The following is a 15,120-nucleotide window of genomic DNA, read 5'->3' on the forward strand; positions in this document are numbered from 1 at the left end:
CCCCGGCCCGGCTGTTACGGTGCGGGCATGCGCGCACCCATCGGAGACTTCGAGACCGCCGTCCCCGCCCCCGGCTGTCTCGACGACCTCGTCGCGCCGGTCGCCGACGCCGTGCGGCACTGGAGCGGCTCCGTGTCCGCCGAGCAGATCCTCTACGTCGAGACGGACCCGCAGTGGGCGGACACCGCCGTCTTCGTCGAGCACTACGGGCGTGACCTGCTGGAGCGGTCGGCCAACTGCGTGGTGGTGGCGGGCAAGCGCGGCGGCGGGACGACGCTCGCCGCCTGCCTGGTCCTCTCCACCACCAGGGCCGACGTCAACGGGGTCGTACGACGTCATCTCGGCGCCCGCAAGGCCTCGTTCGCCCCGATGGACCTGGCGACCGGGGAGACCGGCATGGAGTACGGCGGCATCACGCCGATCGGACTCCCGCGCGATTGGCCGCTGCTCGTGGACCCGGCCGTGGTCGACCTGCCCTACGTCCTGGTCGGCAGCGGCCGCCGGCGCGGCAAACTCCTGGTCCCCGGCAAGGCGTTCGCCGAACTGCCGGGCGCGGTCGTGCTGGAGGGACTGGGCGGCTGACCCTCGGTGTGGTGGGCCAGCTCCAGGTGCGGGTCCCGCTCGCCCGGAGCGGGCGCCGGATCGGCGTGCACCAGGGCGGCGGTGAGCCGGGGCACGGCGTGCAGCAGGGCGTGTTCCGCCGCGACCGCCACCGCGTGCGCCTGACGCACGGTCGCCTCGCCGTCGACCACCACCGCCACCTCGGCCCGCAGCCGGTGCCCGATCCACCGCAGCCGCAGCTCGCCCACCGCCCGCACCCCCGGCACCTCGGCCAGCGCCCGCTCCGCCCGGTCCGTCAACTCCGGGTCCACGGCGTCCATCACCCGCCCGAACACCTCGCGGGCCGCGTCCCGCAGCACCAGCGCGATCGCCGCCGTGATCACCAACCCGACCAGCGGATCGGCGAGTTGCCAGCCCAGGGCCGAGCCGCCCGCTCCCAGCAGCACCGCCAGCGAGGTGAATCCGTCGGTGCGTGCGTGCAGTCCGTCGGCCACCAGGGCCGCCGACCCGATCGACCGGCCCACCCTGATCCGGTACCGCGCCACCCACTCGTTGCCCGCGAAGCCCGCCAGCGCGGCCAGCGCGACCGCCGGGAGGTGCGCGACCGGCCGCGGATCCAGCAGCCGCTCGACCGCCGTCCAGGCGGCGAACGCGGCCGACGCGGTGATGGTCAGCACGATCGCGATCCCCGCCAGGTCCTCGGCCCGCCCGTAGCCGTAGGTGAAGCGGCGGTTCGCCGCGCGCCGCCCGAGCACGAAGGCGATCCCCAGCGGTACCGCGGTCAGCGCGTCGGCCGCGTTGTGCACGGTGTCGCCGAGCAGGGCCACGGAGCCGGACAGCACCACGACCGCCGCCTGCGCGGCCGCCGTCACCCCGAGCACGGCCAGCGAGACCCACAGCGCCCGCAGGCCGCGCGCCGAGGCCTCCAGCGCCGGGTCCAGCTTGTCGGCCGTCTCGTGGGAGTGGGGGGTGAGGAGATGGCCGAGGCGGTGCCGGAGGCCGCCCGGCGCGGAGCGCGGGTGCGGATGGCCGTGCGCGTGTCCGCCGGGCCCGTCGTGGACGCGATCGTGCTCGTGGTGGTGCCGGTCGCTCATGCGGCTCCCCTCTCCGGTGCGCGGGCGTGGACAGGCGACGCCCTCGACGCCATTATGTGCGTATGAGCGCACGCATGCACCTATCACCTGCGCACCATGCGCATCCGCGCAGTCCGGGCGAGGAGCAGTTCGCGCTCGCCGCCGACCTGCTCGCCCTGCTCGGCGACCGCACCCGGCTGACGCTGCTGCACGCCCTGGCGTCCGGGGAGGCCGACGTCACCACGCTCACCGAGGTGTGCGGCGCCGCGCGGCCGGCCGTCAGCCAGCATCTGGCCCGGCTGCGGCTCGCCGGGCTGGTGGGCACGCGCAAGGAGGGGCGGCGGGTGGTGTACTCGCTGCGCCACGGTCATGTGCGCAGGCTGGTCGACGAGGCGCTGAAGGTGGCGGACCACCGCCTCACCGAGACGGCCGCCGACGCGGGGAGCTGAACCGCGCCGGCAGGACAGGCGCCTCGTCCGCCGCCGGCCGCCTGGGCCGCGCCCCGGCCGGAATGCACCTCGCCACGGCCCCGGTCGTCCCGCACGTCCGCATCGGAACGGCGCTTCTCGCGAGCGGCGCCGGACGGCTGGAGGCCGTCCGGCGCGGGACGGTCAGAAGGCGGCGGCCGCGCCGAGGTACTGCTCGGCGAAGGCCGTCGCCGCCGCGGTCGAGGTGAACAGCCTGCGCAGCCGGGCCAGGCTGGTGCCCGCCAGGAACGGATCGCCGTAGGCGGTGCCGTGGTAGATGCCGGACAGGAACCCGGAGAACTCCTGGTAGTCCCAGACCCGTCGCAGGGAGGCGTGGGAGTAGCCGTCCAGGCCCGAGTCGTCGTCCTCGGTGAGGTGCGCGGCGAGCGCGTCGCCCAGCAGGAAGGCGTCGTGCAGCGCGAGGTTCATGCCCTTGGCGGCGATCGGCGCGGTCAGGTGCCCGGCGTCGCCCGCCAGGAAGAGGCGGCCGAACACCATCGGCTCGACCACGTAGTTGTGCATGTCCAGCACGCGCTTCTCCACCAGTGGCCCCTCGTTGAGCGGCGGCGCCCCCTCGGCTGCCAGCCGCTCGCGCAGTTCGGTCCACACCCGCTCGTGCGGCCAGTTCTCCGGGTCGTCGCCCGGCGGGCACTGGAGGTAGTAGCGGGTGACCTCGGGGCCGCGCGCCATGTGTCCGGCGAAGCCGTTCGGATGGATGCCGAACAGCACGCAGTCCGAGGACGACGGGGCCTGCGCGAGGAGCGCCAGCCAGCCGACGCCGTAGTCCTGCCGGGAGATCCGGGTCCGCGCGTCGGGCACCGCGTCCCGGCTCACCCCGCGCGCCCCGTCGCAGCCCGCCACGAACGCGCAGTGCAGGACGTGCCGACGGCCGGTCGCGGGGTCGGTGTAGGACACCGTGGGCCGGTCCGACTCGACGTCGTGCAGCCGGACGTCGCGCACCCCGAACCTGATGTCGCCGCCGCGCACGTCCGCGTACTCGCGGACCAGATCGGTCACCAGCAACGGCTGCGGGTAGATGTAGTGGTGACGGCCCGTCAGCGCGGCGTAGTCGAACCGGAAGCGCTCGCCGTCGAACCGGAACTCGCACGCGCTGTGCACCTGCGCCCGGGCGAGCAGCCCGTCGGCGAGCCCGCGCTCCTGAAGGCCCCGGACCGCCCACTCCTCGATCACCCCGGCTCTGGGCCGGTTCTCTGTGAACTCTCTGCTCTCGGTCTCCAGGACCACGCAGTCGACGGCGGCGGCCCGCAGGATGTTGCCGACGGTCAGCCCGGCCGGCCCGGCGCCGAGGACGACGACCGTACGGCGTTCTTCGGAAGGTGAGTGGGGGATCACCGTCTCATTATGACGATGTCCTGTCAGCCTGGGCGGGGCCGCCCCGGCTGACAGGACACCTGAACGGTCGGGACGGCTCAGTGCGCCGGGGCGTCCGTGACCACGACCTCGTCGATGCTGCGCTCGATGTCCTCGGCCGGGGAGGCGGTCGCCTTGGCCCAGTAGTAGATGACGACCGAGAAGACGGCGATCACCAGGATGTCCCACCACAGGGCGATGTGGCCCTGGCCGCCGAAGCCGCCCTGCCACGAGATGACGCCCATGCCGACGAGGTAGACGGGCAGCCACTGGGCGGCCTTGAAGTCCAGCCGCGGCGCGTCGGGCAGGCCCTTGCCGTGGGCGTAGACGCCGTACCCGCCGAGCAGTGCGTAGCCGAGCACGATCGCGATGCCGAGCCGCCACAGGGTGCCCCAGCCCGACCAGTAGATGATCAGGTTGGCGACGACGAAGGACAGCGGGGAGACCAGCTTGCCGAAGGGCAGCCGGTAGGGCCGCTCGAAGTGCGGCAGCCGGTCGGCGAAGACGCCGTACGCGAGCGGAGCGCCGGCGTACATCAGCACGCTCGCCGAGGTGATGAAGCTGACCAGTTCCTGCCAGCTCGGGAACGGCAGGAAGCAGATCACGCCGGTCACGAACGACATGATGAGACCGAACCACGGCACACCGCGGGAGTCGGTCCGGCTGAAGATCTTCGGCGCGTAGCCGTTCTTCGCCAGGCCGAAGGAGACCCGGGAGGTGGCGGTGGTGTAGATCAGGCCGGTGCCGCCGGGGGAGATGATCGCGTCGAGGTAGAGCACCCACGCCAGCCAGCCGAGGCCCACCAGGGTCGCGAGACCGGCCCACGGACCCCTGTCGCCCGGGTAGTGGAGGTGCGCCCAGCCGTGCGCGAAGGTGCTGTGCGGCAGTGCGGCGATGAAGACGACCTGCAGCAGCACGTAGATGACGGCGCCGATGGCCACCGAGCCGAGCGTGGCGCGCGGCAGGTCCCGCTTGGGGTTGCGGCTCTCGCCGGCCAGCTGGATGGCCTGCTCGAAGCCGAGCAGGGCGAAGATGATGCCGCTGGTGCTGATCGCCGCGAGGACGCCCTTGGCGCCCATGGGCGCGAAGCCCTCGGAGTGGAAGTTGGCCGGGTGGAAGTTGCCGACGGCGATGATGAAGATCGCCGCCAGCGGCACGGCGATCTTCCACCAGGTCGCGGCGCTGTTGGTGTGCGCGAGCACCCGGACGCCGAAGAAGTTGACCCCGACGAACAGGGCCATCAGGAACACGGCCACGAGCAGGCCGCTCGCCGTCAGGGTGCCGTCGGCGTGCTCCAGGTGCCGCGCCCACTTCCAGTGACCGGCGTAACCGACCATGGCCTCGACCTCGATCGGCGCCACGGTCGCCGCCTGCAGCCAGGAGAACCAGCCGAAGGACATGCCGGCCAGTCCGCCGAAGGCGTAGTGCGGGTACCGGGCCGTGCCGCCCGCCACCGGGAACATGCCGCCCAGCTCGGCGTGGACCAGGGCCAGCAGGACGATCGCAATCGCGCCGACCACCCACGAGATGGTCGCCGCGGGACCGGCCTGCACGACCGCCTTCTGGGCCCCGTACAGCCAGCCGGAGCCGATGATCGACCCCACGGAGGCCCACATCAGACCGATCAGCCCGACGTCCCGCCTCAGGCCGCCCGAAGGAGTCGTGTCCCCCGTGGCGGCTTTCTCGACACTCACCATGTCAAGTGGCCTCTCAGTTTCTGAACGCAGATTTAATGAGCAAGGGGCCACAAGTTAGGGGCGTGCGCCGCTCGGACTGAAGACTGTTTCCCAAAACTTGACCCTCGATCTTTCCTGTCTTGGCCACAGCCTTTGCACAGGTCAGCGAGGGTCACAGAATGTCCGTATTCAACTGTCATAAGTGAGAAGAAGGTAAGACAGGAGTCTCAGATCTTCCTCAAATCCTGCCGGTTGTTCCCGGATCCGGTCATCCGGCCGGTCAGCCGTCAGCCGCGATTCAACCGGGGAATTTCGATGGCCGGGCAGCGGTCCATGACCATGTCCCGGCCCGTGGCCCGCACCCGCTCGTAGGCCGCCTCGTCGACCACCCCGAGCTGGAACCACACCGCCTTCGCCCCCTTGGCCACCGCCTCGTCCGCGACGGCACCGGCCAGCTCGCCGTTGACGAAGACGTCGACCACGTCCACGTCGAAGGGGATGTCGGCGAGCGAGGCGTAGCCCTGCTCCCCGTGCACCGTCTCCGCCTTCGGGTGGACCGGCACGACCCGCTTGCCGAACCGCTGCAGCACCAGCGCCACCCCGTACGCCGCGCGGCTCCGGTTGGCGGACAGGCCGACCACCGCCCAGGTGTCGCCGGTCTCGGTCAGGATCCTGCGGATCGTCGCGTCGTCGCCGTACATCGTCGGCCTCCTCGGTCCGGGGGTAACGTCCGTCGTCGCCAACAGCGGCCGCCCGGACCCCCATTCCCCGCCGGAGACAGCGGCAGAAGGCGCCACATGTCCCGCATGTCCCGCCACGGTGACCGGAATCGGCGCAAGGTGCCTGCGTACGGCCCTCCGCGCGCCTACGCTCAGCCCGTGCTCCGCATCCTCGACGCCACCACCGGTGAGACCGTCCCCGCCGCCCCCGCCCGCCGCGCCCTGACCCGGGTCGAGGCCCATGTCCACGGGTACGACCTGACGGCGCTGCGGGTCCTGCTCGCCACCGACCTGCTGCTGCGCGCCCTGGAGGTCGGCGGCACCCCGGTCCTGCCCCTGCTCACCGCCGGCCACCAGCAGGCCGAACTGCACGCCGCCGCCACCACCCTCGGCATCCGCCCGCTGGAGGACGGCCGCGACCTCGCCTCAGGACTGGGCGAGGCCCAGGTCGTCCACGTGGCGGCGCAGGGCACGTCCGTGCCCGGCACCGGGCCGACGCTCGCCGTCGCTCCCGCGAGCGGCCCCGACGCGGGCGTCCTCAACGGGCTCGCCGACCCCGCCGCGCTCCGGCTCGCGCTGCTCGACGCGCCGCGCGGCACGGCCGTCCACCTGGGCGCCGGTGCCGTGGACGCGGCCGGCCGCGGCCTCGGACGGCTCCGGCGGGACGTGGCCCGGTGGGCGCGCAGTCCCTCGCGGCCGGTGCCCGACGCGGTCCGGGGACGGCTGCGGGACGCCTGGGAGGACGACCTCGACGTGCCCGGCGTGCTCGGCGTCCTGCGCTGGGCGGCGGCCCGGCCCGAGATCCCGGACGGCGCCCGCTTCGAGACCTGCGCCTACGCCGACCGGCTGCTCGCCCTCGACCTCACGCGCGACGTCGGGAGCGCCCCGTGACAGGTGGCGCCGGGCCGCTGCGCCGGCTGGTCGTCCTGCGGCACGCCAAGTCGGCCTGGCCCGAGGGGGTGCCCGACCCGCTGCGCCCGCTCGCGGCCCGCGGCCGCCGCGACGCCCCGGCCGCCGGCCGTGCCCTCGCGGACTCCGACTGCCTGCCCGACCTCGTGGTCTGCTCCACCGCGGTACGCACCCGGCAGACCTGGGAGCTGGTCTCCGGCCAGTGGGGCACACCGCCGCCGGTGCGCCTGGACGGGCGGGTGTACGCGGCCGGGGTGCCCGCGCTCCTGGAGGTCGTGCGCGAGGTCCCGCCCGAGGTGGAGACGCTGCTGCTGGTCGGGCACAACCCGGGACTGGAACAGCTGGTCCTGGAACTGGCCGGGGACGGCCTCGACGACACCCTGGAGCGGGTCCGCGAGAAGTTCCCGACGTCGGCGATCGCGGTCCTGGCCTGGCACGGGCGGGCGTGGACGGCCCTGGAGCCGGGGACGGCGCTGCTGACCGAGGTGATCGTGCCGAGGGGCGGACGCGGCTGAGCGCCACCTCGCGCGAACCGTGTGCGCGGGTCCGCATAGGCTGGGCGGATGCAGGACGAGTACCGCACAGTCGCCCGCGCGGGCACCCACGAGACCGAGGTCAACCGCTCCCGCTTCCTGTGCGCCCTCGCCCCGGCGGCCACCGAGCGGGAGGCCCAGGACTTCGTCGCCCGCGTCCGCAAGGAGCACGCCGACGCCAGCCACAACTGCTGGGCCTACGTCATCGGCGCCGACGCCGCCACCCAGAAGGCCAGTGACGACGGCGAACCGGGCGGCACCGCGGGCGTCCCCATGCTCCAGATGCTGCTGCGCCGCGACATGCGGTACGTCGTCGCCGTCGTCACCCGCTACTACGGCGGGGTCAAGCTCGGCGCCGGCGGACTCATCAGGGCGTACGGCGGCGCGGTCGGGGAGGCCCTGGACAGCGTCGGCGCGATCACCCGGCGGCGCTTCAGGCTGGCCACCGTGACCGTCGACCACCAGCGGGCCGGGAAGGTCCAGAACGACCTGCGCGCCACCGGCCGCGAGGTCCGCGACGTCCGCTACGGAGAGGCGGTCGCCATCGAGATCGGGCTGCCGGACGCCGACGTGGACACGTTTCGCGGCTGGCTCGCCGACGCCACCGCGGGCACGGCCCGCCTCGAACTGGGCGGGGAGGCCTACGGGGACGCGTGACGATCCGGACCGACCGGACAAAACTCCCTTTCTTCATTCGGCCCATGAAGGGCTGATACGGGAGCAACCGCCCGCGATGTCAGACCCGGCCGTTACCCTCGGGGATCATGAGACTCCTGCACACTTCCGACTGGCACCTCGGCCGGGCGTTCCACCGGGTGAACATGCTCGGCGCCCAGGCCGAGTTCATCGGCCACCTGGTGGAGACCGTGCGCGCGCACGCCGTCGACGCCGTGGTCGTGTCGGGAGACGTGTACGACCGCGCGGTCCCGCCGCTCGCCGCCGTCGAGCTGTTCGACGACGCCCTGCACCGGCTCGCCGGCCTGGGCGTGCCCACGGTGATGATCTCCGGGAACCACGACTCGGCCCGCAGGCTGGGCGTCGGCGCCGGTCTCATCGACCGCGCCGGCATCCACCTGCGGACCGAACCCTCGGCCTGCGGCACGCCCGTCGTGCTCGCCGACGCCTTCGGCGACGTCGCCTTCTACGGCCTGCCGTACCTCGAACCGGCCCTGGTGAAGGACGAGTTCGCCGTCGACAAGGCGGGGCACGAGGCGGTGCTGGCCGCCGCCATGGACCGGGTCCGCGCCGACCTCGCCGCCCGCGCGCCCGGCACGCGGTCCGTCGTCCTCGCCCACGCCTTCGTCACCGGAGGCGAGGCCAGCGACAGCGAACGGGACATCACCGTCGGCGGAGTGGCCGCCGTCCCGGCCGGGGTCTTCGACGGCGTCGACTACGTCGCGCTCGGCCATCTGCACGGCTGCCAGACCCTCACCGGGCGCGTCCGCTACTCCGGCTCCCCGCTGGCGTACTCCTTCTCCGAGGCCGGCCACCGCAAGAGCATGTGGCTCGTCGACCTCGACGCCGACGGCACCGTCACCGCCGAGCGCCTCGACTGCCCGGTACCGCGCCCGCTGGCCCGCCTCCGCGGCACGCTCGACGACCTGCTCGCCGACCCGGCCCTGACCCGCCACGAGTCCGCCTGGGTCGAGGCCACCCTGACCGACCCGGTCCGGCCCGCCGACCCGATGGCTCGCCTGACCGACCGCTTCCCGCACACCCTCAGCCTGGTCTTCGCCCCCGACCGCGCCCCCGGCGACCCCGACGTGACCTACGCCCGCCGGCTGGCCGGCCGCAGCGACCGCCAGATCGCCGAGGACTTCGTCGCCCACGTCCGCGGCGCCGGCCCCGACCAGCGGGAACTGACCGTCCTCGGCGAGGCCTTCGACGCCGTCCACGCCCACCTGGCGGTGCGCGAGGCGGCGCGGTGACCACCGACGCACGACGGACCACGGAGGCCGCCCGGTGAGGCTCCACCGGCTCGACATCACGGCCTTCGGGCCCTTCGGCGCCACGCAGAGCGTCGACTTCGACGCGCTCTCGGCCGCGGGCCTCTTCCTGCTGCACGGCCCGACCGGCGCCGGGAAGACCTCCGTCCTGGACGCCGTCTGCTACGCGCTGTACGGCACCGTCCCCGGCGCCCGGCAGAGCGGCCAGGGCACCTCCCTGCGCAGCGACCACGCCGATCCCGCCACCCGCACCGGGGTCCGCCTCGAACTCACCGTCGGCGGACGCCGGCTGGAGATCACCCGGCAGCCGCCCTGGGAACGCCCGAAGAAACGCGGCCACGGCACCACCCTCGACAAGGCCCAGACCTGGCTGCGCGAGTACGACGCCACGGGCGGCGCCTGGAAGGACCTCAGCCGCTCCCACCAGGAGATCGGCGAGGAGATCGCCGGCCTGCTCGGCATGAGCCGCGAGCAGTTCTGCCAGGTCGTCCTGCTGCCCCAGGGCGACTTCGCCCGCTTCCTGCGCGCCGACGCCGGCGCCCGCGGCCAACTGCTCGGCCGCCTCTTCGACACCCAGCGCTTCGCCGACGTCGAGAAGCGCCTCGCCGAACGCCGCAAGGCCACCGAGGCCCGGGTGCGGGAGGGCGACGCGGCCCTGCTGGCCGCCGCGCACCGCATGCACCAGGAAGCCGGCGACGCGATGGAACTCCCGGAACTGGCACCCGGCGAGCCCGGACTCGCCGAGGCAGTCCTCACCGCCGCCGCCGTCGCCCGCAGCACCGCCCGCGAACGCCTCACCCTCGCTCACTGCCGCCTCACCACGGCCGAGTCCGCACAGTTCACCGCCGACCGCGCCCTGGCCGACACCCGCGAACTGGCCCGCTTGCAGCACCGGTTCACCGAGGCTCGGGAGCGGGCCGCACGGCTGGAGGAACGCGCCGGGGACCGCCGCGCCGCACAGGCCAGGATGGAGCGGGCGCGGCAGGCGGCCGCGGTGGCACCGGCGCTGGACCTGCGGGACGCCGCCGGGGCCCGGCACCGCGAGGCGGCAGCCGCCGAGGCACACGCGCGTGCGCCGCTCCCGGACACCTTCGCGCAGACCGGAGCGGCCGGGCTCGCCACCGCGGCCCGCCGCGCCGCCGAGGAACTCGGCGGACTGGAGTCCGCGCGCCGGGCCGAGCGCCGGCTCGCCGAGGTCGAGGCCGAACGCGGCCGCCTGGACCGGCAGGAACGGGACGACGAGGACGCCCTGCGCGAGGCCGTGGGCTGGCTCGCCGACTGGGACGCCGTACGCGCGGGCCTGGCGGCCCGGATCGACTCCGCGCAGGAGGCCGCGACCCGCGCTGAGCAACTGGCCGTCCAGCGCGACCCCGCCCGCCGGCAGCTGGCGGCCGCGCGCCTGCGCGACGAACTGGGCCGGGACACGGACGAGGTCCAGCGCAGCGCCCTGGACTCCGCACGCCGGGCCGCCGACGCGCGCACCCACTGGCTCGACCTCAAGGAACAGCGGCTGGCCGGCATCGCCGCCGAGCTGGCCGCCGACCTCACCGACGGCGCGCCCTGCGCGGTCTGCGGTGCCACCGAACACCCCGCTCCCGCGCGCAAGGTCGCCGGGCACGTCGACCGCGAGGCGGAGGAGCGGGCGCTCGCCGCCTACCAGCGCGCCGACGAACGGCGAGCCGAGGACGAGCGCAGGCTCGGCACCGCCCGCGAGGCGCTGGCCGCCGCCACCGCGGCGGCCGACGACCTGCCCACCGGCCGGCTCGCCGCCCAACTGGACGAGCTGGAGCAGGAGTACACCCGGGCCCGGCGTGCCGCCGCCGACCTGCACGCCGCGCACGAGGAGCTGCGGCTCGCCGAGCAGGAGCGCGAGCGCCGGCTCGCGGGCCGGCAGCAGGCCGAGGTCAGGGCCGCCGCCCGGCTCACCCGGCGGGACGGCCTAGACGCCGAACGGGCGCTCCTGGAGGAGGAGTTGACCAAGGCCAGGGGCGGCGCGGAAAGCGTCGCCGCGCGGGCCGCGCACCTGGAGCGGCAGACGGCGCTGCTCGCCGACGCCGCGGACGCCGTCCGCGCCGCCGCCGACACCGCCGGGCACCTGAAGGACGCCGACGCCCGCCTCGCCGACGCCGCCTTCCGGGCCGGCTTCGACACCCCGCGGGACGCGGCCGCCGCCCTCCTCGACGACAGGGCCCACCGGGAACTCCAACGCCGCCTGGACGACTGGCAGTCGGAGGAGGCGGCGGTACGCGCGGTCCTCGCGGAGGCCGACACCACGGCCGCCGCCGGACGGCCGCCCGCCGACACCGAGGCGGCGGAACGGGACGCGGCCACGGCCGCACGGCGGCTGCGCGAGGCCGTCTCCGGCCGGGACCTGGCCGACCGCTGCTGCGCCGAACTCGACCGGCTCTCCGCCCGCGCGGCCGAGGACGTCCGCCGCCTCGGACCCCTGCGCGAGGAGTACGAGCGGGTCGCCCGGCTGGCCGCCCTCACCGCCGGCACCTCCGCCGACAACGAGCGCCGGATGCGGCTGGAGTCGTACGTCCTGGCGGCCCGGCTGGAACAGGTCGCCGCCGCCGCGACCGTCCGCCTGCACCGCATGTCCTCCGGCCGCTACACCCTCGTCCACTCCGACGACCGCAGCGGGCGCGGGCGCAGCGGGCTCGGGCTGCACGTCGTCGACGCCTGGACCGGACGCGAGCGGGACACCGCCACGCTCTCCGGCGGCGAGACCTTCTTCGCCTCCCTCGCGCTCGCCCTCGGCCTCGCCGACGTCGTCACCGACGAGGCCGGCGGCGTCCGGCTCGACACCCTCTTCATCGACGAGGGCTTCGGCAGCCTCGACGACCAGACCCTGGACGAGGTCCTCGACGTCCTCGACTCGCTGCGCGAACGCGACCGCAGCGTGGGCATCGTCAGCCACGTCCCGGACCTGCGCCGCCGCATCCACGCCCAACTGGAGGTGACCAAGGGCAGATCGGGCTCGGCGCTGCGGCTGCGCGGCGTCTAGATGCTGATCGCGCGCCGGGGGAGGGGCGAGGAGTAGACGACGCTCGTCGTCACCGAGCCCAGGGTGCCGATCCTGCCGGTGATCTCCTCCAGGTGGCGCATCGAGCGGGCGGTGACCTTGATGACGAAGCAGTCGTCCCCGGTGACGTGATGCGCCTCCAGGATCTCGGGCGTGCCGGCGACCAGGTCGTGGAAGGGCCGGTAGTTGCCGTTCGGGTAGCGCAGCCGGACGAAGGCGAGGACCGGCAGGCCGAGCCGTTCCGGGTCCACCACGGCGGCGTACCCCTGGATCACGCCGGCCTCCTCCAGCCGCCGCACCCGCTCGGTCACCGCGCTCGGGGACATGGCGACGGCCCGCGCCAGCTCGGCGAAGCTGGCCCGGCCGTCGCGCTGGAGGGCTTCGAGGATGCGCCAGTCGGTGGCGTCCGGGGAAAACGTGGTCATGCGCGATGGATACCAGGGATTCCACGGCCGGACAAGGAGAGGGCCGGGGATCGCACCTTCAGTGCGGTCGGTCACCGGCCATAGATTTCCGGTCGTGGACAACCGCCGTACCGGCGCCCAGGGAAAGGCCCCCAGATGACCGTCACCACCACGAACCCCGTCCTGCGCGTCGCCCCGGCCGCGCCCGCCGCGGCCGCCGCCCACTTCCGCGCGAGCCTCGCGCTGCACGCCGACGTCTCCGACGTGGCCGCCGCGCTGGCCGCGGACGGCGCCCCCGGCTTCGTCGTCCTGGACTCCCGCTCCACCGAGTCCTGGGACCAGGGGCACATCCCCGGCGCCGTCCACCTGCCCACCGCGCTGATCCCCGAGCAGGCGCCCCTGCTCCTCGACAAGGACGTGCCCGTGGTGACGTACTGCTGGGGCCCCGGCTGCGACGGCGCGGCCCGCGCCGCGCTCGCGCTCGCCGAACTCGGCTACCAGGTGAAGGAGTTGCTCGGCGGATTCGAGTACTGGGCGCGTGAGGGCTTCGAGTTCGAGACCTGGCAGGGCTCCGCGCGCCGGGACCCCGACCCGCTGACCGCGCCGGTCGAGGGCGACTGCGGCTGCTGATTCCCGAGGCCAACAGGCCTGGTCGCGCTACGTGTAGGTTCACCCCCATGACTCGTTATGCGGATCCAGGCGCGGTGGAGTGGGTGGAGTCGGGCGGCGGCCCGCTCGTGGCGGTCCCGGAGACGGTCCTGCCGTTCTGGGCCGGAGCCGACAGCGAGGAACTGGCCACCGACTACGACCGGGCCTGCGAGGTCGACGGCTACGTCGGACTGCTCCCGGTCGGCGACAGCGCGGCCCTGGTCCTCGGCGACGAACCCGCCTCGACGTCGTTCCTGCCGGACCACGGCATGTTCGTCCGCTGGTCCGCCGCCAACTCCGAGGACGAGCTGCTCGCCCAGGTCCCCGCCGCGCTCGACAGCGCCGTGTGGGAGAACGGGATCCGCTGGCAGGTGCCGGGCCCGGTCGTCCTGTTCGACTCCGCCTGGCCGGGCGGCGAGGCCGAGGGCGGCGATCACCTGCGGGTCCCGCTGGAGGCCGGCACCTACGAGGTGCACGCGGCCTACACCAGGCCCGGCCCGGAGACCTGGGTGGGCCTGGTGCGGTTGCGCAGGGTCGGGGCCTGACAGCTCGTCACCTCAGACCGTCGATCGCGATGTTGAGGTGGCGCGGACCGCGCAGCACCGCGTTCGGCCGGTACGGAGGCGGGTCCTCGACGAGCCGCGGGTTGTCGAGCCGCGCGGCCAGCTGGGACAGCGCGAGCTGGGCCTCCAGGCGGGCCAGTGGGGCGCCGAAGCAGCTGTGGATGCCGCTGCCGAAGCCGAGGTGCTGGATGTCCTGGCGGTCCGGGTCGAAGCGGTCGGGGTCGGTGAACCGCTCCGGATCCCGGTTGCCCGCGGCCAGGACGAGCCAGATCCGCGAGCCCTTCGGAATGGTCACCCCGCGCACCTCGATGTCCGCGATGCAGGTGCGCTGCGGTACGAGCTGCACCGGCGGCTCGTAGCGCAGCAGCTCCTCCACGATCCGCACCGACAGACCCGGGTCGTGGCGCAGCCGCTCCAGGACCTCCGGGTGCCGCAGCAGCGTGAGCATGCCGTTGGTGATCAGGTTGACGGTCGTCTCGTGCCCGGCGATGAGCAGCAGCACCGCCGTGCTCAGCACCTCCATCGTCGTCATGGCTCCGTCGGGGCCACTGCTGTGCACCAGGTCGGAGAGCATGTCGTCACGGGGCTCCTTGACGCGCTGCTCCACCAGCCCGTTCAGGTACATGCCCAGCTGCAGCCGGGCCTCCTGCGCGGTCCGCTGGGACTCCGCGGCCGTACGGCTGTCGGGGTCCAGGCCCGCGACGATCGGGTCGACCCAGGCCCGGAAGCGGGGCTCGTCCTCGCGCGGCACCCCGAGGACCCGGCAGATCGCGGTGACCGGGAAGGGGTAGGCGATCTGGTCGACGAGGTCGAACTCCCGCGCCTCCCCGACCCCGTCGATCAGACCGGTGACGATCTCCTCCAGCTGGCCCCGCATGTCGTCGATCCGGTGCGGCCGGTGCGGGGGGCCGAAGGAGCCGTTGGCGATCCTGCGGAGCCGGTCGTGCTCCGGCGGGTCGAGCCGGATGAAGCTCGGCGGCAGGCCCGTCGCCTCCGGCCCGGACAGGTCGTCGTGCCCGCCGACGGTCACGTTGGACTCGTCGGAGCTGATCCGCGGATCGTGCAGCAGCGCCTCGATGTCGTGGTAGGAGCTGATGATGTACGGGCCGTCGTCCTCCTCGTGCAGCACCGGCGTCTTGCGGAGTTCCTCGTACACGGGGTACGGGTTGGCGCGGTTCGCGAAATCGGTGATCTGGCGCAACATCGAGGTCTGCGTCGTCATGGC

General features: G+C 74.0%; 15 protein-coding genes. 9 read left to right on the forward strand and 6 right to left on the reverse strand.

From position 1 onward, the window contains the following. Positions 1–27: 27 nt before the first annotated feature. Positions 28–582 carry a YbaK/EbsC family protein gene (locus tag ACIRQ9_RS22215; RefSeq protein WP_404175962.1) on the forward strand — a complete coding sequence of 185 codons (555 nt, stop codon included), beginning with the start codon at positions 28–30 and terminating at the stop codon, positions 580–582. Here the strand turns inward: ACIRQ9_RS22215 and ACIRQ9_RS22220 are convergent. After that, positions 477–1,655 (reverse strand): cation diffusion facilitator family transporter, encoded by a 1,179-nt coding sequence (locus tag ACIRQ9_RS22220; RefSeq protein WP_404175965.1) that lies wholly within the window; start codon positions 1,653–1,655, stop codon positions 477–479. The genes ACIRQ9_RS22215 and ACIRQ9_RS22220 overlap by 106 nt on opposite strands. 74 nt (positions 1,656–1,729) lie before the next feature. Between ACIRQ9_RS22220 and ACIRQ9_RS22225 the strand changes: the two genes are divergently transcribed. After that, entirely contained in the window at positions 1,730–2,083 is a 354-nt protein-coding gene (locus ACIRQ9_RS22225) for a metalloregulator ArsR/SmtB family transcription factor (protein WP_365571140.1), read from the forward strand. 162 nt (positions 2,084–2,245) lie between these two features. On the opposite strand, the gene ACIRQ9_RS22230 is transcribed toward ACIRQ9_RS22225, so the two are convergent. The 3 genes from ACIRQ9_RS22230 to ACIRQ9_RS22240 all read right to left on the reverse strand — a co-directional run bounded on the left by ACIRQ9_RS22230 (position 2,246) and on the right by ACIRQ9_RS22240 (position 5,849). Beyond that, a complete protein-coding gene (locus ACIRQ9_RS22230; protein ID WP_404175968.1) occupies positions 2,246–3,454 on the reverse strand; it encodes a 4-hydroxybenzoate 3-monooxygenase in 1,209 nt (402 codons plus the stop codon). 77 nt (positions 3,455–3,531) lie between these two features. Then, positions 3,532–5,169, reverse strand: a complete 1,638-nt coding sequence (locus tag ACIRQ9_RS22235) for an APC family permease (protein WP_404175971.1) — start codon at positions 5,167–5,169, stop codon at positions 3,532–3,534. A 266-nt stretch (positions 5,170–5,435) separates the two neighbouring features. Continuing rightward, positions 5,436–5,849: a CoA-binding protein gene (locus ACIRQ9_RS22240; RefSeq protein ID WP_404175974.1), complete on the reverse strand. Its 414-nt coding sequence runs from the start codon at positions 5,847–5,849 to the stop codon at positions 5,436–5,438. A 177-nt stretch (positions 5,850–6,026) separates the two neighbouring features. On the opposite strand from ACIRQ9_RS22240, the gene ACIRQ9_RS22245 reads away from it, so the two are divergent. The 5 genes from ACIRQ9_RS22245 to ACIRQ9_RS22265 all read left to right on the forward strand — a co-directional run bounded on the left by ACIRQ9_RS22245 (position 6,027) and on the right by ACIRQ9_RS22265 (position 12,262). Continuing rightward, complete coding sequence (locus tag ACIRQ9_RS22245) at positions 6,027–6,758, forward strand: hypothetical protein (RefSeq protein WP_404175977.1); 732 nt, start codon at positions 6,027–6,029, stop codon at positions 6,756–6,758. Then, positions 6,755–7,291, forward strand: coding sequence for a SixA phosphatase family protein (locus ACIRQ9_RS22250; protein ID WP_404175980.1), 537 nt, complete (start codon positions 6,755–6,757; stop codon positions 7,289–7,291). Before ACIRQ9_RS22245 ends, ACIRQ9_RS22250 begins: the two co-directional genes overlap by 4 nt. 48 nt (positions 7,292–7,339) lie before the next feature. Further along, on the forward strand, positions 7,340–7,966 hold the full coding sequence (locus ACIRQ9_RS22255) for a YigZ family protein (RefSeq protein ID WP_404175983.1): 627 nt from the start codon (positions 7,340–7,342) through the stop codon (positions 7,964–7,966). A gap of 107 nt (positions 7,967–8,073) precedes the next feature. Continuing rightward, complete coding sequence (locus ACIRQ9_RS22260; RefSeq protein ID WP_404175986.1) at positions 8,074–9,237, forward strand: exonuclease SbcCD subunit D; 1,164 nt, start codon at positions 8,074–8,076, stop codon at positions 9,235–9,237. A gap of 34 nt (positions 9,238–9,271) precedes the next feature. Beyond that, positions 9,272–12,262, forward strand: a complete 2,991-nt coding sequence (locus ACIRQ9_RS22265; RefSeq protein ID WP_404175989.1) for an AAA family ATPase — start codon at positions 9,272–9,274, stop codon at positions 12,260–12,262. On the opposite strand, the gene ACIRQ9_RS22270 is transcribed toward ACIRQ9_RS22265, so the two are convergent. Further along, a complete protein-coding gene (locus tag ACIRQ9_RS22270; protein ID WP_404175992.1) occupies positions 12,259–12,705 on the reverse strand; it encodes an Lrp/AsnC family transcriptional regulator in 447 nt (148 codons plus the stop codon). The genes ACIRQ9_RS22265 and ACIRQ9_RS22270 overlap by 4 nt on opposite strands. Before the next feature lie 135 nt (positions 12,706–12,840). Here ACIRQ9_RS22270 and ACIRQ9_RS22275 point away from each other — a divergent pair, with 135 nt between their 5' ends. Continuing rightward, a complete protein-coding gene (locus ACIRQ9_RS22275) occupies positions 12,841–13,314 on the forward strand; it encodes a rhodanese-like domain-containing protein (protein WP_404175995.1) in 474 nt (157 codons plus the stop codon). A 47-nt stretch (positions 13,315–13,361) separates the two neighbouring features. Further along, entirely contained in the window at positions 13,362–13,877 is a 516-nt protein-coding gene (locus ACIRQ9_RS22280) for an immunity 21 family protein (protein WP_404175998.1), read from the forward strand. A gap of 7 nt (positions 13,878–13,884) precedes the next feature. Here ACIRQ9_RS22280 and ACIRQ9_RS22285 read toward each other — a convergent pair whose 3' ends face one another. Further along, positions 13,885–15,117: a cytochrome P450 gene (locus tag ACIRQ9_RS22285; RefSeq protein WP_404176001.1), complete on the reverse strand. Its 1,233-nt coding sequence runs from the start codon at positions 15,115–15,117 to the stop codon at positions 13,885–13,887. Positions 15,118–15,120 lie beyond the last annotated feature (3 nt).

The organism is Streptomyces sp. NPDC101237 (assembly GCF_044767465.1).
Taxonomy (GTDB): Bacteria; Actinomycetota; Actinomycetes; order Streptomycetales; family Streptomycetaceae; genus Streptomyces; species Streptomyces gramineus.